Origin of the sequence: Halomicrobium mukohataei DSM 12286 (assembly GCF_000023965.1) — an archaeon.
Taxonomy (GTDB): domain Archaea; phylum Halobacteriota; class Halobacteria; order Halobacteriales; family Haloarculaceae; genus Halomicrobium; species Halomicrobium mukohataei.
In genome coordinates, this window is the sequence record NC_013202.1 from 904,198 (window position 1) to 924,886 (window position 20,689).

A 20,689-nucleotide genomic window follows, 5' to 3' on the forward strand; every position below is an offset into this window, starting at 1 on the left:
CACGTGTGCCAGCGGAGCCACAATGAACGTATCGGCTCTGGCCGACGAGAGAAGGGGTGGAGTCGTTACTCCTTGACCGCGCCGGCAGTCATGCCCGCGACGATGTACTCTTCGAGGAAGGCAAACAGGACCAACAGCGGCAGGATGCCGATCACGGAGACGGTCAGCATCATCCGCCAGTCGGTCTGGAGTGCCCCGACCATCGAGAACACCCCGCGTGGGATGTTGTACTTCCCCGCGTCGGTGAGGAAGGTGAGCACGAACAGCAGTCGGTTCCACGCGTAGAGGAACGTGTAAGTGATGCTCGCGACCAGCGCGGGCTTGGTCAGCGGGAGCACGATCTTGGTGAGGATCTGTCGCTGGCTGGCCCCGTCGATCCGGGCCGATTCCTCCAGTGATTCGGGAATCGTCTGGAAGTAGCCATACAGCATCCAGACGTTGAACGGCAGCGTGAACGCGGCCGCCGGGATGATCACCGCGAGGTACGTGTTGTAGATCCCGAACTGGGTGATGACGTCGAACAGGCCGACGATCAGCACCACCGGCGCGAACATCTGCACGACGAGGACGGCAAGCAGGAACGACCGCTTGCCGACGAAGTCGTTTCGCGCACAGGAGTACGCCGCCGGGATCGCCAGCAGCAGCGTCAGCGCGACGGTCCCCAGCGAGATGAGGAAGCTGTTACCGACCCACAGCAACACGTCGGTCTGGCCCCAGACCTCGATGTAGGACTGGACGGACGCTTCCGAGGGGAACAGCGTCGCCGGACTGGAGAAGATCTCCGACTCCTGCTTGAACGTACTGGAGAACATCGCGTAGAAGGGGAACATCATGATCCCCAGCAGCGCGATCAACACGCCGTAGAGACGGACTTTGCGGAGCTGGCTGCGCTCCTGGCCGGCCATCATAGTTCGTCACCTCCGCGGGTGTAGATCCGCAGGTAGATCACGGCAAACACCAGCAGGAACAGGAACCCGACGACGCTGTAGGCCGCGCCCCGGCCGAGGTTCCCGTTTTGCAGCCCGACCTGGTAGATCCAGATCACGAGCGTGGACGTGGTGTTGATCGGCCCGCCGCCGGTCATCGTCCAGATGGTGTCGAAGCTGACGAACGTCCAGATCGTCGACAGCAGCGTCGCGATCAGGATGACGCTCTTGAGCTGTGGGAGCGTGATGTAGCGGAACTGCTCCCACTTCTCCGCGCCGTCGATGGCCGCGGCCTCGTACAGCTCCTCGGGGATCGACTGGAGTCCCGCGAGGAAGATGATCGCCATGAACGGCGTCCCGATCCAGATGTCGGCCACGACGACGCCGAGCCAGGCGACTTCCGGGTTGCCGAGGATACCGATCCCCTGGTCGATCACGCCCAGCTTGATCAGGATCGCGTTGAGGTAGCCGTACTGGGGGTGCTCGATCCAGCGGAAGACGACCGCCGAGATCGCGTACGGGATCCCCCACGGGATGAGGAACGCGGTCCGGAAGAACTTCCGACCGCGGATGTCGCCCTTGAGGTGAATCGCGATCAGCAGGCCCAGCAGCGCCTTGCCGGCGACGCCGACCAGCACCCAGCGGCCGGTCTGCCAGAGCAACTGATAGAAGATGTCGCTCTGGAGGATCTCCACGTAGTGCTGGAAGCCGACGTACGTCTCGATCGTCGAGTCCGCCGGCGACTCGTAGAAGGACAGCCGGAACGTCTCCAGGATCGGCCACCCGACGACGCTCAGCAGGAAGATCGCGGCCGGCGCGATCAGGAGATACGCCTGACTGTGCTTCCGTAGGTACTGCAGTCCCCGTTCGAAACGGGAGCCGGCCGACGGCTCCGTGTACTCTTCTGCGATTCCCATCTGTTATTGCATCATCTCTTCGAGGTCCGCCTGTGCGTCGTCCAGGGCCTGCTGGGGGGACTTCTGGTCGCCCAGCGCTTCCTGGATCGCCTGGACCATGCGGTTGTTGAACTCGTTGAAGTTCGACAGTTTCGGCCGAGCGCGGGCGTACTGACCGGCCTCGATGAACGGTGCCCAGTTCTCCGAGTCCTGGAAGTAGTCGCGCTCGCCGACCGCCTCGACCGTCGGCATGAATCCCTTGCTGCTCGCGTACTCGAAGTGGCGGTCCTCGTCGAAGTAGAACCGTAGCAGGTCCCGCGCGAGGTCCTCGACCTCGGTCTGGGCGAAGATCGAAACGCCGTCGATCGTGTTCAGGCTGTAGCGGCCAGCGGGCCCCTCCGGCACCTGTGCGATCCCGTAGTCGAAGTCGGCGTCGCTGTCGTCGATGTTGATGCCCGTGTAGACGTGGGCGATGACCATACCCAGCGAGCCGGACTCGAACAGCTGACGGATGTCCTGGCGCGTCGAGGACAGCGGCGAGGACTGAGTGACGCCGTGTTCGAGGTGCAGGTCCGAGTAGAAGCTCAGCGCCTCGACGGCCCCATCGGAGTTGACGACCGGCTGACCCTCGTCGTCGATCAGGTCCGCGCCGTGTGACCAGTGGTAGTGGTAGTACTGCGAGCCGGTCTCGATGGCGTCGGCACCGGCCAGTCCCAGTGCGGGGGTGTCGGTCTCCTCGGTGATGGTCTGGGCCGCCGAGAGCATGTCGTCCCAGGTGTCGAGCTGGGGGTCCTCCGGATCGAGGCCCGCCGCCTCGAACACGTCCTTGTTGTAGTAGAAGCACTTGTTGGATGCGGCCCAGGGGGCAGCGTAGTACTCGCCCTGGTACATACAGCCGTCGGCCATGCCCTGGTAGAACTGGTCGCCGAACTCGCCTTCCATCATGTCGGTGATGGGGACGAGCGCTTCCTTGCCGACGAGCTGGGGGATCCAGCGGGCCGGCCAGCGACTTACGTCAGGTGCCTCGCCGCCGTCGACGCGGTTGTTGACCGTCTGCTGGGCGTTGTCCCAGGTGACGCTCGTGAAGTCAAGCGTGACGCCGAACTCCTCTTCGAAGGCCGCGTTGTTCTTCTCGAAGAACTCGGCGATGTTGTCGCCGACCCCCATCGTCAGGAACTGGATGGTCTGCTGATCGCCACCGTCGCTGCCGTCGCTGCCACCGTCACCGCCGTCGCTGCCACCGTCACCGCCATCGCCGCCATCGCCACCGTCGCCCATACAGCCGGAGATGGCGATGAGGCCACCGGCACCGATGGCTTCGAGCATTCGTCGTCGGTCGATACGTCCGTCGGAAAGTGAGTCTGGTTGTTCGCTCGGCATCTGACAGCATTGTTCACTCGATAGTATATAAATCCGCCGATTCATCAGGGTCGATTATTAAAAACAACAGCTAGCAAGCGGTCAAGCGTTGTGTTCGTGGATCGCGACCAGCAAGGCAGCGAGTTCGCTCGTGACGGCGTCGTAGATTCGGGCCCCCTTCTCGGCGCTGGCGAGCTCCGGCGCGCCGATGGCACCCGACTCGGAGTACTCGTCGAAGGACCGATACACCGAGACGGGACCGCCATCCAGGAGGTCGCCGCCGCTCCACTCGTAGTGTTCGTCCCAGAGAGTGCCCTCGCGCTTCGCGGCGTCGGCGACGAGGTCGGGCCGCAGGTGGAGCATCAGCGAGGTCTCGTACTCGCCGCCGTGGGCCATCCCACCGTCCTCGCTGTCCCGCAGCGCTCCGACTTCGTCGGTGGCTAGCGTGAAGTACGTCGTCCCCAGGACCTCGGCGTCGGTCTCGGTGCCGACGGTGCTGACGACGGCGTCGACGAGCGCCGCGTTGCCGCCGTGGCCGTTGACGAAACAGACGGCGTCGAAGCCGTTCTGGATGCCAGTCAGCGCCACGTCTTCGAGCACCGCACGGAGGTGGTCGAGCTCCAGCGACAGCGTCCCACCGAACGAGAGGTGGTGGGGCGAGAAGCCCGTCCAGACCGTCGGCGTCACGAGGACGGGAACGTCAGCGCCCGCCTGTTCGGTGCCACCGTGGACGACCGCGTCGACGAGGATGGTGTCCGTCGCGACCGGGAGGTGGTGGCCGTGCTGTTCGATGCTGCCGACGGGGACGACGAGGACCGACCCGTCGCTGTCGGCGACCTCGCGAATCTCCGCGTACGGTTTACCGGCCCATTCGCTGTCGGTCGCGCCGATTGAATCGTAGAGCATGCTCAGGCTGTCGGGATCGCTTCGGGTTCGTCGTCGATCGGGACGCGGTCGCCCGTCTCGTCGAAGAAGTGGATGTCCTCGATATCGAAGCCCAGCGAAACCGTCTCACCGGGCTCGGGATGGTACTCGCTGTCGACGCGGGCGATGATCTCGCCGTCGCCCTCGGGCGGATGCAGATAGAGGAAGTTGTCCGAGCCCATCGGCTCGACCACGTCGACGACGGCTTCGAGGTGGCCCTCGTCGGTGCCGACGGTCAGGTCCTCGGGGCGGACGCCGAGCGTGTAGGCACCGGCGTCGAGAGACACCCCGAGAGTCGTCTCGAACCCGTTGCCCGAGAGGTGGACGCCGTCGCCGCTTTCGGTCACGTCGACCTCGAAGAAGTTCATGCTCGGCGAGCCGATGAACCCCGCGACGAACTTGTTGTTCGGGCGGTCGTAACACACCTCCGGCTCGGCGATCTGCTGGAGTTCGCCGTCGTTGAGGATGGCGATGCGGTCGCCCATCGTCATGGCCTCGGTCTGGTCGTGGGTGACGTAGATCGTCGTCACACCCAGTTCCTCCTGGATACGCTGGAGCTCGGTGCGCATCTGGGTCCGCAGCTTGGCGTCGAGATTCGAGAGCGGCTCGTCCATCAGGAACACGTCGGGGTCTCGGACGATGGAGCGTCCGAGCGCCACACGCTGTTGCTGGCCGCCAGAGAGCTGCTTGGGGAGCTGATCGAGCAGCTCCGGAATTTCGAGGAGATCGGCGGCGTCGTTCACCCGCTCGTCGATCTCGGCGTCCTCGTACTCGTCGGAGAGACGCAGTCCGAAGGACATGTTCTCCCGAACGCTCATGTGGGGATACAGCGCGTAGTTCTGGAACACCATCGCGATATCGCGGTCCTGTGGTCGGACGTCGTTGACGATCTGGTCACCGATTTCGATCTCGCCCGAGGTGATCGTTTCGAGCCCCGCGATCATCCGGAGCGTCGTCGACTTCCCACAGCCGGACGGACCGACCATCACGAGGAACTCCCCGTCCCGGACGGTGAAATCTATCTCCTTGACCGCCAGAAGATCGTCGTACACCTTTGTGACATCAGAGAGACGTACCTTGCTCATGGCGACGTACACCACCCTGCGTTACTATGGTTAAAAAATCTATCGGCGGTCCGGAGAGCGACGGCGAGCGTGCCGACACAGGATGAAGCACGGTACAGCGGAGGACAGCGCCGTCTGCCGTCGCGTGAGAACGGCCCACAAGATCTATTTGACAATGGCAAACTTTACAGCCGGTGAAGTGGTACGGAGTACATGACGAACGACCGAACGCCACGACGAATTCAGTCGGTGGAGTTGGCGTTCGACATCCTCGAAGTGTTACGCGATTCGGGAGGGGCGACGGTGACGGAGGTCGCCGACCAGATCGATCGCTCACCGGGCACGACCCACACCTACCTCGCGACGATGGCAGACCGAGGGTACGTCCGAAACAGAGACGGAGAGTACCAGGTCGGACTGTTCGCAGTGCCACTCGGAGAGTACGTCAGAGGTCAGTCCCAGCTCTACCGGGTCGGCAAGTCGGAGGTCGACGAGCTAGCACAGGAGACCGGCGAGGCCAGCCACCTCGTGGTCGAGAGCCACGGCCGCGAAATCCCGCTGTACGAGCGGTTCGGCCCAGACGCCGTCGGCGAGACGCTGTACGAAGAGAACAAGGGCCACCCGCGGTGGAACCTCCACTGCTCTGCCGCCGGCAAAGCGATTCTGGCCCACACGCCGCCAGAGCGGCGCGACGAGATCCTCACGAACTACGAGTTCGCCGAACGGACGCCACAGACGACGACCGACGAGGCGTCGCTGCGCGAAGAGCTCGAAGCGGTCCGACAGCAGGGATTCGCACAGAACGACGAAGAGCAGATCACGGGGTTGCGCGCCGTCGGTGCGCCGATCCGATACGAGGGCCAGATTCGCGGAGCGATCAGTCTCTCGGCCCCGACGAGCAGGCTCCAAGGCCAACAGTTCGCCTCTGAGATTCCGGAGCGCGTCGTGCAGGCGGCAAACGTCGTCGAGATCAATCTCCAGTCCGCATGAGTGACTCATATTCGACAATAGTAAACGGCCGTGGTGACAACGTAATATAATTAACATCGGTACCGTCGTTAGATGAATTATTTATCGTCGTATTCATTTCGGAGAGCGATATCGACCTGTATTCGGGGTGAAATAAACACGGCGTTTTTTTGACGATGTCAAAGGACTGGGCACGGAACGACGATGCCATCTCGCGTTGGCGAGCAAACAGTCACACGCCGCCACAGTGCTCTGAGAGCGGTCCCGGTTCCGCCGAGGGATCAGTTCAGCGTTACACCGTCTGTCCGGCAGCAGATGCTACTACACCATCGAATTCGAGTCCATAGTTCACCAACCCCTAATCGTATTGGTTCTGGTTTTCTCTTTTGCCCCCATATTCTCAATGTTGGTTCCATATTTGGCATTTCTATCTATCTATAGACTGCCCTTCGCCACAAGTTCCGCATCTCTTTCGGATGATAGCCACACGATCTACTGTTTGGCTCTTGGACCGACGAAACCGACACCCGTGCTTGCAGCATCGCCCTCTCGACAGCGCCCGATACGGCGTACGTGTCTGACGCCGGAGACGACGACTACGGGCGGAGCGACGGCGGACGACAAAAGTGATTATACGGATCCCCCTCCTACTCCCGCTCGATGCTGCTGATACTGTGTGTCGACCTCGACGACGACCTCGGCCGCAAGACGGACTGTGAGACGCCCGTCGTCGGCCGCGACGCCGTCGAGTCGGCCGCAGTCGAACTGGCGACTGCCGACCCCGAAGACTCCGACGTGAACGTGCTGTTCGAGGGTGTTCACCTCTACGACTCCATCGACGACGAGGCCGTCGAGGTGGCAGCCGTCACCGGCGTCGACGGGAGCGACGTGGCAGCCAACCGCGCCGTCGGCGAGGAGGTCGACACGGTACTCGCGTCGCTGACCGCCAGCGAAGACGTGCGCGCACTGCTCGTGACCGACGGTGCCCAGGACGAGTCGGTCGTGCCCGTGATCCGCTCACGAATCCACATCGACGGCGTCCATCGCGTGGTCGTCCGCCAGGCACAGGACCTCGAATCGATGTACTACACGATCAAGCAGGTGCTCGACGACCCGGAGACCCGCGGGACGATCCTCGTGCCGCTGGGAATCTTGCTCCTGATTTATCCGCTGGCGATCCTCGCGAACTTCCTCGAACTCCCGGGGTCCGCCATCGGGATCATCTCCGGTCTGCTGGGCCTGTACGTCCTCGCGCGCGGTCTCGGTGCCGAGGAGACGCTGGACCGGACCGTCGACCGCGTCCGCTCGGGACTGTACGCCGGGCGCGTGACGGTGATCACCTACGTCGTCGCCGCGGCACTGATGGTCATCGGCGGCGTCAGCGGCGTCCGGACCGTCGAGTCGATGGCCGTCGAATCGGTCGCCGAAGCCATCGCCGGCCTCGTCTTCGGCTCCGTCCGGTGGTTCGCCGCCGCCGGCATCACCAGTAGCTTCGGCCGCGTCACCGACAAGTACCTCTCGGACAGCTTCGAGTGGCGCTACCTCAACGCCCCGTTCTACGTGCTGTCGATCGCGGCCGTTCTCTACGGCGTCAGCTCCTACTTCCTCGGTACGGCCACGATCGAAGAACTGGCCGTGGCACTGACGGCCGGCACACTGCTCGGCCTGGGCAGCACGCTCGCGTTCGCCATCGCCGAGACCCGCTGGCAAGGAGCCGATCCGGTGTAGTCAAGCGCCTGGCGTGCCAGGCCACCGCCATGTACGTCTCCAGAGCCGTCCGGTCGATCCGGGACGACCCCATCGAGGGGGAATCGGTCGGGCTGGTCCTCGAACCCGACGACGAGACCGATCCCGACGCCGTCGCCGCGGCCGCTCGGGCCGCCGACGCGACCGTCGAGCGCCGCCTCCAGTTCGGCGAACTCGAAGTGCGCGTCCCACACCAGCAGGTCGGCGACGTCTGTGCCATCGACGGACTGGCCGCCGTCGAGACCACCAACGCGATCGGAATCTACCCCGACGAAGCCGAAGAGGACATCGACCAGGAGGGGTGAGACGCCCGACCGCCCGTCGCTGGTCACCGCCCCGGACGACGCGACGGCCGCCAGTCCGAGTCGTACCGCTTTTGACTGCCCGGGGAGTACGCGGCGACGAGGGCACGTAGCTCAGTCCGGATAGAGCGTCGGACTTCTAACGCCGTCACGGCCGTGACGGTGGAAGCGATCCGACGGTCGTGGGTTCGAATCCCACCGTGCCCGTCCCGAAACCGTCGGTTCCGTACTTTTCCCGGATAACACGGTTATCAAGCCGTTCGTCATCCTCTCTCGACGGTTCTCGAATTCGATTTGAGAGCCAGAATTTGGTGCCCAACACAGGTGCGAACGCACCCCTCCGCCGTCTGGCATACTCTGTTACCGGGAGGTGGTCGGCGTGATCTCTCCCGATGGTTCTCCGTCTCGCGAGAGTTGGCCGTTCGATCCCAACGAGTTCGTCCGCGCGTCTCGCCTCCTGGAAGCGACTGACCGAGAAGTTCGCCAGGCGATCGAAGAGGTCAAGGACGGTGGTTCCCGATGAACGGGACCGCCTACGTCTGCGACGACTGCGGCGTCACGATCGTCGAGCGTGATCCCGACCAGACTGATCTCTGTCCAGTCTGTCGAACTGGGGGCGATCCCGAGCAGTATCCGCCGCTTAACCAGGAGCGAGGTGACTACCGATGACCTGCTGGTCCGAGTACGTTCACTACGACTGCGAGGACTGCGGCGAGATCTGCATCAACCACGAGGAGAGTGATCCCGCCCAGCTGGGCAAATGTCGCGGCTGCCACATCGACGATCTCGTCGAGGACTACGAGCAGCGACTTCGTAGCCAACACTCGACGAACACCACGAGCGACCGGCCGGAGGGAGCGACCCCCTCACATGGGGGTCCGACCGACGCCGGGAGCGCACGCCCCCAAGCGAAGCGCAGGGGGCATTCGTCAGGCGGTCGCGGTCGCGGTAGCGGTCTCGTCTCCGAGGACTCTGCGAACTCTGACTCATTCTAACCTTGTCTACGGACGAACCCACCACCGGCGGCTCTCGGCATACCAACTTGAACAACTCTGTAAACGACTCTGACGGGGGTAACTCACCGAAAATCGGTTCGGAGTTACCCACTCCGTACGAGCGCGTTTCAGAGTTCCACGAGGAATACTCCGACCGTGCTCACCTCCGCCTGTCGACAACCCATGGCGAACGACTCCGAGAGGAGTACACCCGAGAGTTCACGGAGAGCTACGAATCATCCGCCCCACGAGAGTGGGACGACCCAGTGAAAGGCCAGGAGGTCGTCCGCCGGGAAGCCGTCACTTGGGGAACCGCCGTACTCCGAACGCTCGAAGACTACGCCGATACCCGCCGGACGACAGTGAATCTCGAGAAAGGTCGTCCGTCAGATCCGGAGTATCAGGAGTGGTCCGTACAGGCTGAAACGCGCTGGTTCGCCAGCTACCAGAAGCGCTACTACGCCCAGATGAAAGGCTGGCTCCGGGAACTTTGCGGTGGCAAACGACCATCCGGAGAGTACACCGAACCCGACTTCGAGAATCCCCATGTGGCCCTCGTCACGCTATCGGCCTCGAGCGTCCCGAACGGTGATCGCGTCGGTCCGGTCGAACACGAACGGGTCCGTCGCGAGAGCTGGCAGGACGTGTATCACACTCTCCGGAACACCATGCGCTCGAAAGGCTACGAACTCGGTGACGACTGGCAGTACGACCGCCGTAGCGAGCCACACGCGGGCGAACGCGGCGGTGGCCTGAACCACTGCTATGGCCACGACCACATCGTGATCGTCGTCGACGGCGAGGTGGACGCGACAGACTTCCAGCCTGTCGTCGAAAAACACGTCGAGACGTGCGACTGGGCCGGTGAGACTGCACACGCCCTCGAGAAAGCCATCGAGGTGAAGGCCGCTGACGAGGTGGAACACCTGGCTGAGTACTGTGCCAGCTACGCGGCCATCAAGCCCGTCGATCTCCTCGAGCGGCCGATAGAGTACGTCGCGTGGGCCAGCGCAGTCAACGCGGCCAACGTAAAGACGGTCTCACGCTCTGACGCTGCCAAACACGCCGCCACTGCTGACGCCTGCCGACAACGCGCTGAGTCCCCACAGTGCGACCAGGACCGCGATCACGCTGAAGAGATTATCCCCTCGACACGTCGTGGATATGAACTTGAGTGTGCTGAATGCGGCAGTCCCCACGGGATCGACCAGGACCAGACACTAACAGCTGCCCGATCTCCGAACGACGGCCCAGCGATCGCCGACGGCGGCCTCGTCGATCGCGTCGAACAGCTCAAGGAGCGGTGGCCGTCCGCTCGAGCAGGTGCGACAGTCGGTGAACGACCACAACGTCGACGCTGGCGACTGGCGATCGAGGAATACCTCAAACAGAACCCCGAAGCAGACCCACCCGAGATACTGGGCCAGCTGCAACTGCCACCGGACGCTCGCGAGGTCCTAGCCGAGATCGAGGCCGGGATCGATCGAAGTGTACCCGTCGGCTTCGAGCGGCCGCCCGAGTGGCAAGTCAAGTCGATCACCGTCGGTGAAGAGGAGTATCCCGCTTCCTCCGGTAACGGCGTGACGATGGTCGAGACGAAGTTGCCCGTCGAACGAGTGTACGAAGAGTCGGTTCTATCGGAGCGCGACGACGTGACTCGCTGGCGTTGTGAGAAGACAAACGTCGCGATCGGCGGCCCTAATGCTGGTCGAAAGATGGCCGGCTATCTTGTGAAACAGGGGATCAAGCATCCATGGGTTATAGAAAGTTTAGTAGTTATTGAACACGTTCGAGGGTTAAATTCGATCTAGAGAGGCTTCACTCACTAGTTAAAATAGTAGTATACCTATATATAAAATATCATATATTAGTTATATATAAAACATTGTCTATTGGTTGTATTAAATATACTCATCTCGCATATATTATCCTGTTTCCCCATATTAATTACTTCACCATCATGTGTTCGAACTGGATAGCAATCCCATGGCAACATTTGATGTAACGGTATACACGTCAAAAGAGGCGCATAGTAATGATGGGTTTGACGCCCGAGATATGGCAATAGAATTCATCGAGGGCGCATTCAACCGCTCGGATAATCACAGTGTGGACGCCACTGCTTCCGATTCTATTGTTGACGCTCCGGTTGAGTACGCAAATGATCCATTCAAGGGCCCAATGCCTTGCCATAGTTATAGAACATGGTATGATGATTTGCTACACTGGTTCAGGGAATGGTTAGATTGTAATGAGCCATCGGAGATCGCAACAGACTGTAACCTACTGGTTACGTATGGTACCACCGGTGGACTTGGTGGAGGAGATGACGCCTATGCCTGTGTAGGAGAAAAATTGGTCCAATTCGATTCATATGAAGAATATGGATACGAAACAAAGCATGATTCAGTTGATACCCTCCTAGAAGAGCTTGGTCATGCGCTCGTATCCAATATGGAAAATGAGGATGATGATAAAGTAGCCCACGACTCTGGATATATATTCCATCATTCAGAGGGGAATACTATAACCCCAATAGGTATTACCGGAGATACAGACTATAACAACTGCAATGTATACGTGAATAAAGACAGATGGGATGGAGAAGGTTGGGAAGCAAGGTATTCACAATGTACTGAAGATAATTTCGTGAAAAATTAAAATGAGTCAAGAGCACAACCGAAGACGGTTTATGAAGTTTGTTGGAACTGGCGCATTGTCCGCTGGCTATGTTAGTACTGGATCTGCTCAGACAGATTCAGAGAGAGATGATAATAAACAAGAGATAGGCATATACAACCATTCTGATAAAGTTGCAAATATCGGAATAGAAATAGGAACGAGTGACAAAGTTATTTATAATAACAAGCATTCACTTCATGGGGCACGACTAGATCAGATACCAGATCATGCAGAAACAAACAAGCGATATTCTGTTTCTGAGCAATTGTCGAACTCAGCGAGGCTTGCAACATCTGATCACGCAATAATCCGAGTGCGGAGTGATAGTGGTGAAATGGAAAAGTTGTCAGTACCAGTGGACAGTGGACAAATCTCAGAAAGAGTTTCTGTCACCGCATATATTAGCTCTGATGGAGAATTAAAGTTAGAATATAGTGTTGATTAGAATAGACCATAAATAGAAGAATAGGTCCTAAAGTTTTTCTTTCTTTCGCACATCATAGCAATCATGGCAAGTCGAAGACTCCTGCTTAAAAAAGTAGGGCTCCTATCCATAGTTTCTCTTTCAGGGTGTATTAATAAAATTGGAGGAAGTACAGACGGCAGAAATGTGCCAACAGTAACCCAAGATTGTGACGCTTCTGCTCGACCTGATGGGAAATATCCTAGCTTTCCTAGAGAAATAACAAGAAATAATGTAGAGGGTTTTGTATTGAAGTTTGAGAAGGCTTGGGTTCAAGCAGAGATTAATGATAGTGGAGATAACTTCTCTGGTTTTGATGGCTGGGATAGTAGTGTATATCAAGAATTGGATAACGGATTTTTTGTTACCACCCGTATATCTGCTGATTACTCATCTGGAAAAAACGAGGAAGGTGGAACAGATCTTGGTAGTGAAGTATTCTCTGCTTGGTACTATATCAATTCAGATTTTGCCTTTCGCTCCCAGAGGGACACCGACGAACCGCCCAACAATGGTTGGCAGACGGTCGCTTGTGCCTGATTATTCTATTTTCTGTGCGACTATACAGCCATACCCATAACCCACTTTATAAAACTTAGCCATACTTCTATTTGTACTCAAGGGTTTTTGGGCGGATCTTGAAGATACAGTGTAGCAATGCCCAGTAAACCCGACTCCTTCGACGATCTCGAACCGACCGAAACCACCACGGACGACGGCGGAACCGATCGGATCGATCTCGATCCCGGCCAAGAGGTGGTCGGCACGATCACCGGCCTGAACCTGAACGCTGGGTACAACGGTGTGGTCGAGCTGGACGGCCGCCCGATGTACCTGAACAACCAGCTCAAGAACCAGATCATCGCGGCGCTCGTCGAAGGCAGTACGATGGGCGTTCGGATGTCCGAGGACACCGAGACCTTCGAGAACGACGACGGCGAGGAACAAGAGTACCACCCCAAGGAAGCGAGGTTCGACCGATGAGCAGCCAGTACAAGAACCGCGTGTCGGACATGGCGAGCGACTACATGAACATCCGGAGCCTTCCGGCGATGCTGTCGGTCGGCTTCATCCTCGCCAGTCTCTACCAGTTCGGCGGCATCTCCGACGTGACGCTCACCTGGCTCGCTGACTCTGGTGGCTACACCCTCACCAACCAGCACGCAATCATGGTATCGCTCGGAGCCTTCGCTGCGGCGTTCGCCTCCAGCGAGACCAAGCGCTTCGAACACTACGAGCGCTGGGAGCAGGTCGCGATCGCCGCCGGCCCGGGTGTGATCCTCGGCCAGCAGTACGTCACCGAAGTGAACGACTTCCTCCTCAGTCTGGGCGACCCGCTCGGGATGCAGCTGGCGTTCGGTGCGACGATCCTCTCCTGGGGAGTCGCGGTCCAGTAGATCCATGATCGGACACAAGAACGCGCTCCGACTGCTCGTGGCGCTGCTCGTCGTCGGGTCCGTTATCCCGGCCCCGGCAGTTGCCCAGTCGGATAACGAGTATTCCCACCAGTTCACTGGTGGGCCGCAAGGGGTCGTAGTCGACCAGAGTAACATCTCTGGCGACTTCACGGTCACAGTCTCCTCGACCGAGGTGACTGGTCGGTCTGGCCAAAAGACGCTGCTCGCGCAGAAACGGCTAGGTCCCGGTACCGAGGAGAAGATCGTCTTCATGAACGAAGGTGCCTACGACAACATCACCGTCGAGGTGACGATCCACGACAGTGGTGAGCCTGAGTTCATGGCTGAGTCCGATGTTGGGATCGACGTTCCGTACATCATCGGCCACACTGGTGGTGACGCTGATCTCCAGTGCAACAAAGACGAAAAGCTGTTCTCGATGACCAACCCGATGGTCGAGGTCGTGGACTGCACTCCGCCGGTGGATAATGGCGTTGACACCAGTCAGACTGATGCTGAACAGTTGAAGATCGATCTGTACCAGTCTGGTCAGAATGCAAAAGCCTCGAGCGACGTCTACCAGACCACGCTCGACAACTACCTTCAGGACACCGAGACGCAGGCTCGGATCATCGGCAAGAACGCTTACGTCCGGGCGCTGAACAATGGCAGCAGCAAGGCTGCTGCCAAGACTGAGGCCAAAAACGCCGTCGCTGATTACTACTCCACTCACGAGCGGAACCTCATCGCCAAGTGGAATCTGCAGGTGTCTAACTACGAGTATAACCGCGGTGTCGCTGTGAACGAATCACTCGATCAAAACGAGGAAGCCGTCTACCAGCGAACCGCCCCGACGTACCTCAATGGTACGATGGGTGCCAACGGTGATTACGAGCAGTTCCCCTACTTCGCCAACGTTGGCAGTAATTCGCTGACGCTGTCGAATGGTACTACGGTCTCTGCGAGTACGATCGTCTTCGATGAGGTGCAGCGAGACAGTACCGACGCCACCCACAACAACAAGGGAGAGGCTGGTACTCTGACGATGACTTCTGGTTACGTTGACTGGGAGGACTCCGTGGGCGATATCAACACTGTGTACGGTGTAACGTTCACTGGCCCCACGTCTGACTACGAAGATGTTGAGGCCATCGACTTGGCTGAGTACGAGGCCAAGTGGTCCGAAATCCAGTCCCAGAACACGCAGGTCCAGAACGACATGGACACTGTTGTCGAGAACACGTACGACGAGTACCAGTCGGGCGAGATCAACAACACCGATCTCGTCGATCCGTACGTGCTGTCCAACGACTTCAGTGCTGGTAACGAATACCAGTCGTGGTCTGCTGCCCAGCTGACGCTGCTCGGCACCAACAGCCCCGAAGCCATGGACACGATGGGCGAGTTCAACGTCACGACCGCTGACGGCACCACGCACACTGGTGTGCTCATGTCCCAGTCGAACCCGGCGAGTGGCCAGTTCGAGGTCAACACGACCTACGACACGGCCAATATCACCGGCCCGCAATTCGTGGTCACCGCTGATCGACTCGTCGAACTCGACGGCGAGTTCACGGTCGACTCGATCGAGACGACTGACGGCGAAAGCCGAGAGAACGTGACGATCGAGAAGACGACCTACGACACTGCGGACATCAACGTGACGCAGCTGGTCGAGTTGTACGAACAACTCAACAAGGAGCGCGCCGAGTGGGAAGCTCGCGAGCAGAACTTGCGTGGCGGCGCTGGCGGGTTCGCGTTCGGCAACAGTACGAGTCTCGGGATCATCGCCGCCCTCGCTGGCGGGATGCTACTCCTTCGAAACCGCGACGACGGAGGTCGGTACTGATGGTCTACTGGCTGGTGCTGAAAGCGATCCCGATGAAACCCGTCTCCGCGATCGCACTGCTCGGGTTCGGCCTCGAGGCGATGGGCGTCCCCGTGATCGGCCCAGCCGTAGATCTCGTTTCGCCACTCGTCGACGATGCGATCGGCTGGATAGAGTCACAACTAACTGCCTCGTGGCAGTTCTGGTAACACCATTCCCCTACCCGGTTTCAGACATGAATCACAACGTCGTTAGCATCGCGTTCGTCCTGCTCGTCTGTAGTACAGTCCTAGCTGGCGTCTCGATCGGTCAACAGACCGCCGGCAACACAGCAACTCCAGCGGATCCGTCAGGTCCTGATGGCGGTCCCTCGAACTACGAACTCGTGATCGACGAGAACGTCGGTGTCGTCGACTACAGCGTCGAGGACGGCGTGTTCGTCATCGAGTTCTATTCGGACGAGTTCAAATCCGTCACCCTCTCCGCAGCTCCGGATACAAGCAGTCAGTCCGGCTCGATCTCGTTCCGGTCCGTCGTCGTCGAGGCCGATACCAGGACGACCGTGCGTATTACTGCCTCGTCCGCCGTCTCGATGTGGACTGACGACAGTCTCGAACGAGAGCAAGCGTACTACATCCGCAAGCAGTCGGGCTTCATCGTCGACGGCCCGTGGACCGCTTCGGACGTTCGTGACGCCGCACTCGGCGGCGCTCTCGGCGTCGTGGTCGCCGTCCTGTACGAAGCAGTCGCCGCCAAGGTCGGTACGACCGAACGAGGTGAGCGCGTCGCATGAGCGACCCTGAAGCCGGACAGGAACAGCCCGCCGAACTGGACCAGGAGCCGAGTCGATCCCGGTGGTTCCGTGCGTTCCGATGGCTGACCGAGAACCTGACGCTTCTGGCGTCGGGTGTCGGTCTCGGCCTGTTCATTCTCGCGTCGGTCATCGGCTACGAACTCCCGCGCAATCTCAAGATCATCGGCCTCACAGCTATCATCATCGTCCCGATCGTCGGGCGACCGACCGGCAAGAAGGTCCGGTCGCTGTTGTGGGAACCGACGTACGTCTGGCTCGTCGACGTCGACGCTCGCTACACCAAGGGCGGCATCTTCCGCGTTCCTGGCCAGCGATTTAGCGAGTGGACGATCACCGAGGGCCAACTCGACTGGGTGAGTCCCGATCTCGCCTTTGGAAAGCAGGTCGATCTCGACGAGCAGACCGTCGAGGGCACCTGGCGCGGTACCATGTCCGACCGAGAGCTGATGAAAACGCTCCAGGCCGTCGAGGAGTGTCGCGGCCAACTCGAAGAGGACGCGAAGCGTGGCTTCGCCATCGAAGCCCAGGCGTTCACGATCATCCGCAATGCCACCCGGAAGGCCGTGCTGCGGATCGTCTCGATGTTCGAACGTGGGACCCTTCCAGACGAAGGAGAGGGGTTGACCGACGAGATCGACAACGCGATCGAGCAGTTCGGTCTCGAGCGGAAGATTCGCGAGACTGAAGAGGACTCGCAGGAGTCCGAAACCCCTGGCGTTCGTATCGACTTCGACCAAGACCTTGCTGATCTCGCCGGAGCTGGGAACGGAGGTGCGCCCGCCGATGACTGATGGCGTCGACGAACACTTGCTCACTGCGGCGAAGCTCTACGAGCAGGTCCGTGGCGATCTCGACGGCGACGATCGTCTCCTTCCGCATACCGGGATCGTCGACGATACCCAGGACCGAGCGGCGCTGTCGTTCCTCGAGACTGCGTTCCGAGAAGCCGACGAACTTCCCACTTCGTCAAGGACGTTCGAAGGTACGTCGCTCGGCCAAGTGCTTGCCTCGAAGCAAATCACCGGGACTGCAACCGAAGCCGTCGCCCAGGGCAACGGCTCGATCATGTCCCACATCGTCGGCGTCACCGAACAGGATCTCGATGCCTCCGCGCTACGGCTCCCTATGATGCTGCTCGAGGAAATAGAGAACAACGGCGCTCCGGCGTTCATCACTGCTGCCGGGAACCCGAACACCGGCAAAACGAACACGGCGATCCTGCTAATTCAGCTGCGTGCGCTCGATCGCGACGATCTCCTCGTACTGTCGAATGTTCGCACCTGGAATGAGACAGATATCGTCGTCACGTCGGCCCACGATCTCGCCGTGCAACTCCTCGAGCATCGCGACCGACCGAAAGCAATCCTGATCGACGAAGGATCGACCCACTTCGATGCTCGGACGAACCGGCGAGAAGTGGCCGAGCAGTACACTCCGCTGGCGAAGCGGTACGCAAAGCTCAACGTCGACCTAGAGGCTGTCGTCGTCCATACCGGTAAGGACCTTCATCCAGAGCGTAAGCGACTCTCCACGCTGGCAATATACAAGACTTCGAAGAAATCTGCTAATTTCTTCGAACACTGGCCTGCTGATGCCGACACACCCACAGATCAGTTGTTTGGTGGGAGTCTAGAGGAAATCGAAAAAGCCACCGGCTACGATCCCGATGACGCGGCTCCTTGGACCTAGAATCTTCAAGCTGGGCTTTTCGAAAAGGATATCGATTGGTCTGAATTACTCAGTAAGTTAAAAGAAGGCGGGCCTGAATATAGGAATGAGTAAAATACCAACCTGCTTTAGCGGTGATAGATATAAATATGAATCTTGTTAAACATTAGATGGGGATGAAGAATCAACTATCCGAATGGTATGATCCATCAGCAAATCCAGTTTACCAGACTATTACTAAAATCCGGTTTCCTCGGCAACAGGGACACGCTACTGGGTTTTTTTATAATAGTGATGATAAAACATATCTAGTGACTAACAGACACGTGGTTTCACCTGACGATGATGAGGTACAAGATCCAGATTCTATTCGAATATTTACACGTCCTGTTGACTCCTTAGGAGATCGAGAATATCACGATATCTCACTAAATGAAGGGGAAGGAAAGAGTTGGTTCACGCATCCAATTCACGATGCAGACATAGCTGTACTGCCTCTAGATTTTGAATTAGATTGTGTCAATCATAGGATTGGAATTGATGAAGAGCGTCCCGTTGAAACCGGAAGTCTGGCCTACAACGAGGATTCGATTCTTTCAGAAAAAGATAGGGTTCTCCCAGGTAATAGAGCACAAGTAGTCGGTTATCCAGGAGACTATGTAGATCAACAATATGGGTTCCCTGTGACAAGAAACGCCGTCGTTTCTACTCAATACGGTTTTCCGTTCGATGGGAATCCTATTTTTTTAACTGATGCCCGGATGCATCCTGGAACAAGTGGAAGCCCTGTGGTGGCTGGCCCGGAAACTCTCATTATACATGGTGGTCTTGATCTTTGGGGACCAGCGTATAAATTGCTCGGAGTGCATTCTGCTACCTTACAACAATCTACAGTCGATAAAGATGATGAGAGGATGTTAGAATTAAATACCACCTGGTATGCAGAACTGATAGAAGAGATTCTATTCTTAAAAGATACAGATATTGAAGAACTAGATGATCAAGAAAATAATTGAATATTATCCCCGCTTTTTTGTGGCCCAGATTAGTTTCACTTTCACTCCGGCGTTGGCCCTCACTTTTACCACTCCATATCCTTGGTCCATATCCGATGTCCCTGAATGAATGGCTATGTTGCCCCGCTGGGTGTGATGCGACGATCGAGGCGGTTACGCTCCCCGGCAGTCGGATCGGACTCCAGTGTGTGGCGTGCGGACGCAAAATCGAAGAACCAGTGGAACAGGTCGAAGAGAATTATCGGACGATAGAGGTCTAATCCTCGCCGTGCTCCTCGAGCGTGGTGAACTCCAACTCGTCAGGTGAGTACTGATACTGTTTCAGGTCTTCGTCGTCACAGTGATCAGAAAGATTGGCCGGTGCAACTTCCTCTCCGGTCGGACCTTCGTAGACGACGCTCACTTCGTCGCCGTCGATCCCGACAACCACCGCGGGGTTCGGGTCGTCGTGTGACGACTTGACGACGTAATCACCGACAGTGTACGGATTCTCTGCGAAATTCAGGTTCTCGTGCTTGTACGTGTAGAGGCTAACGTCCTGGTCGTCGCAGTACGAGGACAACAGTGCTGGCTCGATGTCTCGCCAATCGCCCGGTCCCTCGTCGAGCGAGCTGGGGAAGGCTACCCGGACAGCTTCGCCGTCCATTTTCTGCCCGAATAGTTCGATCTGTGTCTCCGGCGGTAGCACCTCGACGACGACCCCGACCGATGCATCTTCGTCCTCCCGCTTCTCGACACGATCGCCCGGCTGAAACGGATTCTCCGGTTTCTGGTTCATGTTCGCCGTGTTCGGCCCCAGGTCCTGGAGGTCGTTCATCGGCCGAGCAGCGAGGTGGTCGAGCTTCGCTGGCGTGTCGCCCGAGAACTGTTCCTCAGTCTCGACTTTCGACTCGAGCGTGGCGACGTGCTCCCAGCCGAGCAGAATCAGGCTATCCTCGTTGTCCCGGTGCCAGACCATGACGATGATGTCGTCAGCTGAATCCATCTCGATCAGATTCTTCGGGAGAAACGCCGACACGTCGCGAGAGGTCTTCACGTCGACTTCGTAGTCGAATACCTCGAAATCGTGTCCTGCGAAACTCTCCGCGTTACATCGTCTGATCGCATCCTCGTTCTGCCACTCCCACATCTCTGCTGGCAGGTACTCGCGACAAAACTGCTCGAACGCGATCTCCCCGAGGTTCCCGATCCGCTTCGCATCGATATTGTCTGCATCCTGAATGACAGCCTGGTGATTGGCTCGACTGCTATCGATTTCGTCCGGAGTAAACTGATACACACTGATACCATTTTATTTAACCACTATGAGTTTTCGTGTACCAGAAAGCACTCAGGAATTTCAACGACTCAACCCACCCACCGACCCACCCCCAAGTGGGTACTGGAAAATACCGTTTATTCCTCGTCGACGGCTTGCCGAACGGCCTCGACGACGAACTCCCGCCGTTCCTCGTCAGTCATCTCTTCGTCCAGCTCGTCGATCTCCTCCAGGACTTCGAGCTTCATCTTGATCGCGTCCCTGACCCAGCCAGATCGAGAATCACCGTAGGAGAGTGTACTATCGAGTTCGTCGAGTAGCTCCTGCTCCATATTGAAACTCGGCTGTACCATCTTGCTAACGTAGTGGATAGCCAATTGCT

The 20,689-nt window shown here is 58.5% G+C and carries 23 protein-coding genes and 1 tRNA gene; 17 read left to right on the top strand and 7 right to left on the bottom strand.

What is annotated here, in order from left to right; genetic code table 11:
• Positions 1-65: 65 nt before the first annotated feature.
• The 5 genes from HMUK_RS04480 to HMUK_RS04500 all read right to left on the bottom strand — a co-directional run bounded on the left by HMUK_RS04480 (position 66) and on the right by HMUK_RS04500 (position 5,190).
• Positions 66-908 carry a carbohydrate ABC transporter permease gene (locus HMUK_RS04480; RefSeq protein ID WP_015761918.1) on the bottom strand — a complete coding sequence of 281 codons (843 nt, stop codon included), beginning with the start codon at positions 906-908 and terminating at the stop codon, positions 66-68.
• Complete coding sequence (locus tag HMUK_RS04485; protein ID WP_015761919.1) at positions 905-1,843, bottom strand: carbohydrate ABC transporter permease; 939 nt, start codon at positions 1,841-1,843, stop codon at positions 905-907. Before HMUK_RS04485 ends, HMUK_RS04480 begins: the two co-directional genes overlap by 4 nt.
• Before the next feature lie 3 nt (positions 1,844-1,846).
• Positions 1,847-3,148: an ABC transporter substrate-binding protein gene (locus HMUK_RS04490; protein WP_015761920.1), complete on the bottom strand. Its 1,302-nt coding sequence runs from the start codon at positions 3,146-3,148 to the stop codon at positions 1,847-1,849.
• A 135-nt stretch (positions 3,149-3,283) separates the two neighbouring features.
• Entirely contained in the window at positions 3,284-4,087 is an 804-nt protein-coding gene (locus tag HMUK_RS04495) for a creatininase family protein (RefSeq protein ID WP_015761921.1), read from the bottom strand.
• Positions 4,088-4,089: 2 nt separating this feature from the next.
• Positions 4,090-5,190 carry an ABC transporter ATP-binding protein gene (locus HMUK_RS04500; RefSeq protein WP_015761922.1) on the bottom strand — a complete coding sequence of 367 codons (1,101 nt, stop codon included), beginning with the start codon at positions 5,188-5,190 and terminating at the stop codon, positions 4,090-4,092.
• A 192-nt stretch (positions 5,191-5,382) separates the two neighbouring features.
• Here HMUK_RS04500 and HMUK_RS04505 point away from each other — a divergent pair, with 192 nt between their 5' ends.
• From HMUK_RS04505 to HMUK_RS16620, 17 genes are all read left to right on the top strand, one after another.
• Entirely contained in the window at positions 5,383-6,159 is a 777-nt protein-coding gene (locus tag HMUK_RS04505; RefSeq protein WP_015761923.1) for an IclR family transcriptional regulator, read from the top strand.
• Positions 6,160-6,798: 639 nt separating this feature from the next.
• Positions 6,799-7,866, top strand: a complete 1,068-nt coding sequence (locus tag HMUK_RS04510; protein WP_015761924.1) for a DUF373 family protein — start codon at positions 6,799-6,801, stop codon at positions 7,864-7,866.
• Between the two features lie 29 nt (positions 7,867-7,895).
• Positions 7,896-8,189 (top strand): hypothetical protein, encoded by a 294-nt coding sequence (locus tag HMUK_RS04515; protein ID WP_015761925.1) that lies wholly within the window; start codon positions 7,896-7,898, stop codon positions 8,187-8,189.
• Between the two features lie 100 nt (positions 8,190-8,289).
• Positions 8,290-8,393, top strand: a tRNA-Arg gene (locus HMUK_RS04520).
• Positions 8,394-8,705: 312 nt separating this feature from the next.
• On the top strand, positions 8,706-8,855 hold the full coding sequence (locus HMUK_RS17495) for a hypothetical protein (protein WP_015761926.1): 150 nt from the start codon (positions 8,706-8,708) through the stop codon (positions 8,853-8,855).
• 592 nt (positions 8,856-9,447) lie between these two features.
• Complete coding sequence (locus HMUK_RS04530) at positions 9,448-10,992, top strand: hypothetical protein (RefSeq protein WP_223270930.1); 1,545 nt, start codon at positions 9,448-9,450, stop codon at positions 10,990-10,992.
• A 175-nt stretch (positions 10,993-11,167) separates the two neighbouring features.
• Positions 11,168-11,842 (top strand): hypothetical protein, encoded by a 675-nt coding sequence (locus HMUK_RS17055; RefSeq protein WP_015761929.1) that lies wholly within the window; start codon positions 11,168-11,170, stop codon positions 11,840-11,842.
• Between the two features lie 31 nt (positions 11,843-11,873).
• Positions 11,874-12,308 carry a hypothetical protein gene (locus HMUK_RS17060; RefSeq protein WP_126967118.1) on the top strand — a complete coding sequence of 145 codons (435 nt, stop codon included), beginning with the start codon at positions 11,874-11,876 and terminating at the stop codon, positions 12,306-12,308.
• Between the two features lie 63 nt (positions 12,309-12,371).
• The gene (locus HMUK_RS17065) at positions 12,372-12,866 is read left to right on the top strand and encodes a hypothetical protein (RefSeq protein WP_126967117.1); all 495 of its coding nucleotides are present in this window, start codon (positions 12,372-12,374) and stop codon (positions 12,864-12,866) included.
• A gap of 117 nt (positions 12,867-12,983) precedes the next feature.
• Positions 12,984-13,310 (top strand): hypothetical protein, encoded by a 327-nt coding sequence (locus HMUK_RS04535; protein WP_015761930.1) that lies wholly within the window; start codon positions 12,984-12,986, stop codon positions 13,308-13,310.
• The gene (locus HMUK_RS04540; protein ID WP_015761931.1) at positions 13,307-13,723 is read left to right on the top strand and encodes a hypothetical protein; all 417 of its coding nucleotides are present in this window, start codon (positions 13,307-13,309) and stop codon (positions 13,721-13,723) included. Before HMUK_RS04535 ends, HMUK_RS04540 begins: the two co-directional genes overlap by 4 nt.
• 4 nt (positions 13,724-13,727) lie before the next feature.
• The gene (locus HMUK_RS17845; protein ID WP_015761932.1) at positions 13,728-15,572 is read left to right on the top strand and encodes a hypothetical protein; all 1,845 of its coding nucleotides are present in this window, start codon (positions 13,728-13,730) and stop codon (positions 15,570-15,572) included.
• On the top strand, positions 15,572-15,760 hold the full coding sequence (locus HMUK_RS04550) for a hypothetical protein (protein ID WP_015761933.1): 189 nt from the start codon (positions 15,572-15,574) through the stop codon (positions 15,758-15,760). The genes HMUK_RS17845 and HMUK_RS04550 overlap by 1 nt, the downstream gene beginning before the upstream one ends.
• A gap of 26 nt (positions 15,761-15,786) precedes the next feature.
• Positions 15,787-16,344, top strand: coding sequence for a hypothetical protein (locus tag HMUK_RS04555; protein ID WP_015761934.1), 558 nt, complete (start codon positions 15,787-15,789; stop codon positions 16,342-16,344).
• A complete protein-coding gene (locus tag HMUK_RS04560; RefSeq protein WP_015761935.1) occupies positions 16,341-17,156 on the top strand; it encodes a hypothetical protein in 816 nt (271 codons plus the stop codon). The genes HMUK_RS04555 and HMUK_RS04560 overlap by 4 nt, the downstream gene beginning before the upstream one ends.
• Positions 17,149-18,054: a hypothetical protein gene (locus HMUK_RS04565; protein WP_015761936.1), complete on the top strand. Its 906-nt coding sequence runs from the start codon at positions 17,149-17,151 to the stop codon at positions 18,052-18,054. The genes HMUK_RS04560 and HMUK_RS04565 overlap by 8 nt, the downstream gene beginning before the upstream one ends.
• Positions 18,055-18,203: 149 nt before the next feature.
• A complete protein-coding gene (locus HMUK_RS16620) occupies positions 18,204-19,049 on the top strand; it encodes a S1 family peptidase (protein ID WP_015761937.1) in 846 nt (281 codons plus the stop codon).
• Between the two features lie 256 nt (positions 19,050-19,305).
• On the opposite strand, the gene HMUK_RS04570 is transcribed toward HMUK_RS16620, so the two are convergent.
• Both HMUK_RS04570 and HMUK_RS04575 read right to left on the bottom strand, forming a co-directional pair.
• On the bottom strand, positions 19,306-20,328 hold the full coding sequence (locus HMUK_RS04570) for a hypothetical protein (protein ID WP_015761938.1): 1,023 nt from the start codon (positions 20,326-20,328) through the stop codon (positions 19,306-19,308).
• Between the two features lie 116 nt (positions 20,329-20,444).
• On the bottom strand, positions 20,445-20,639 hold the full coding sequence (locus HMUK_RS04575; RefSeq protein WP_015761939.1) for a hypothetical protein: 195 nt from the start codon (positions 20,637-20,639) through the stop codon (positions 20,445-20,447).
• Positions 20,640-20,689 lie beyond the last annotated feature (50 nt).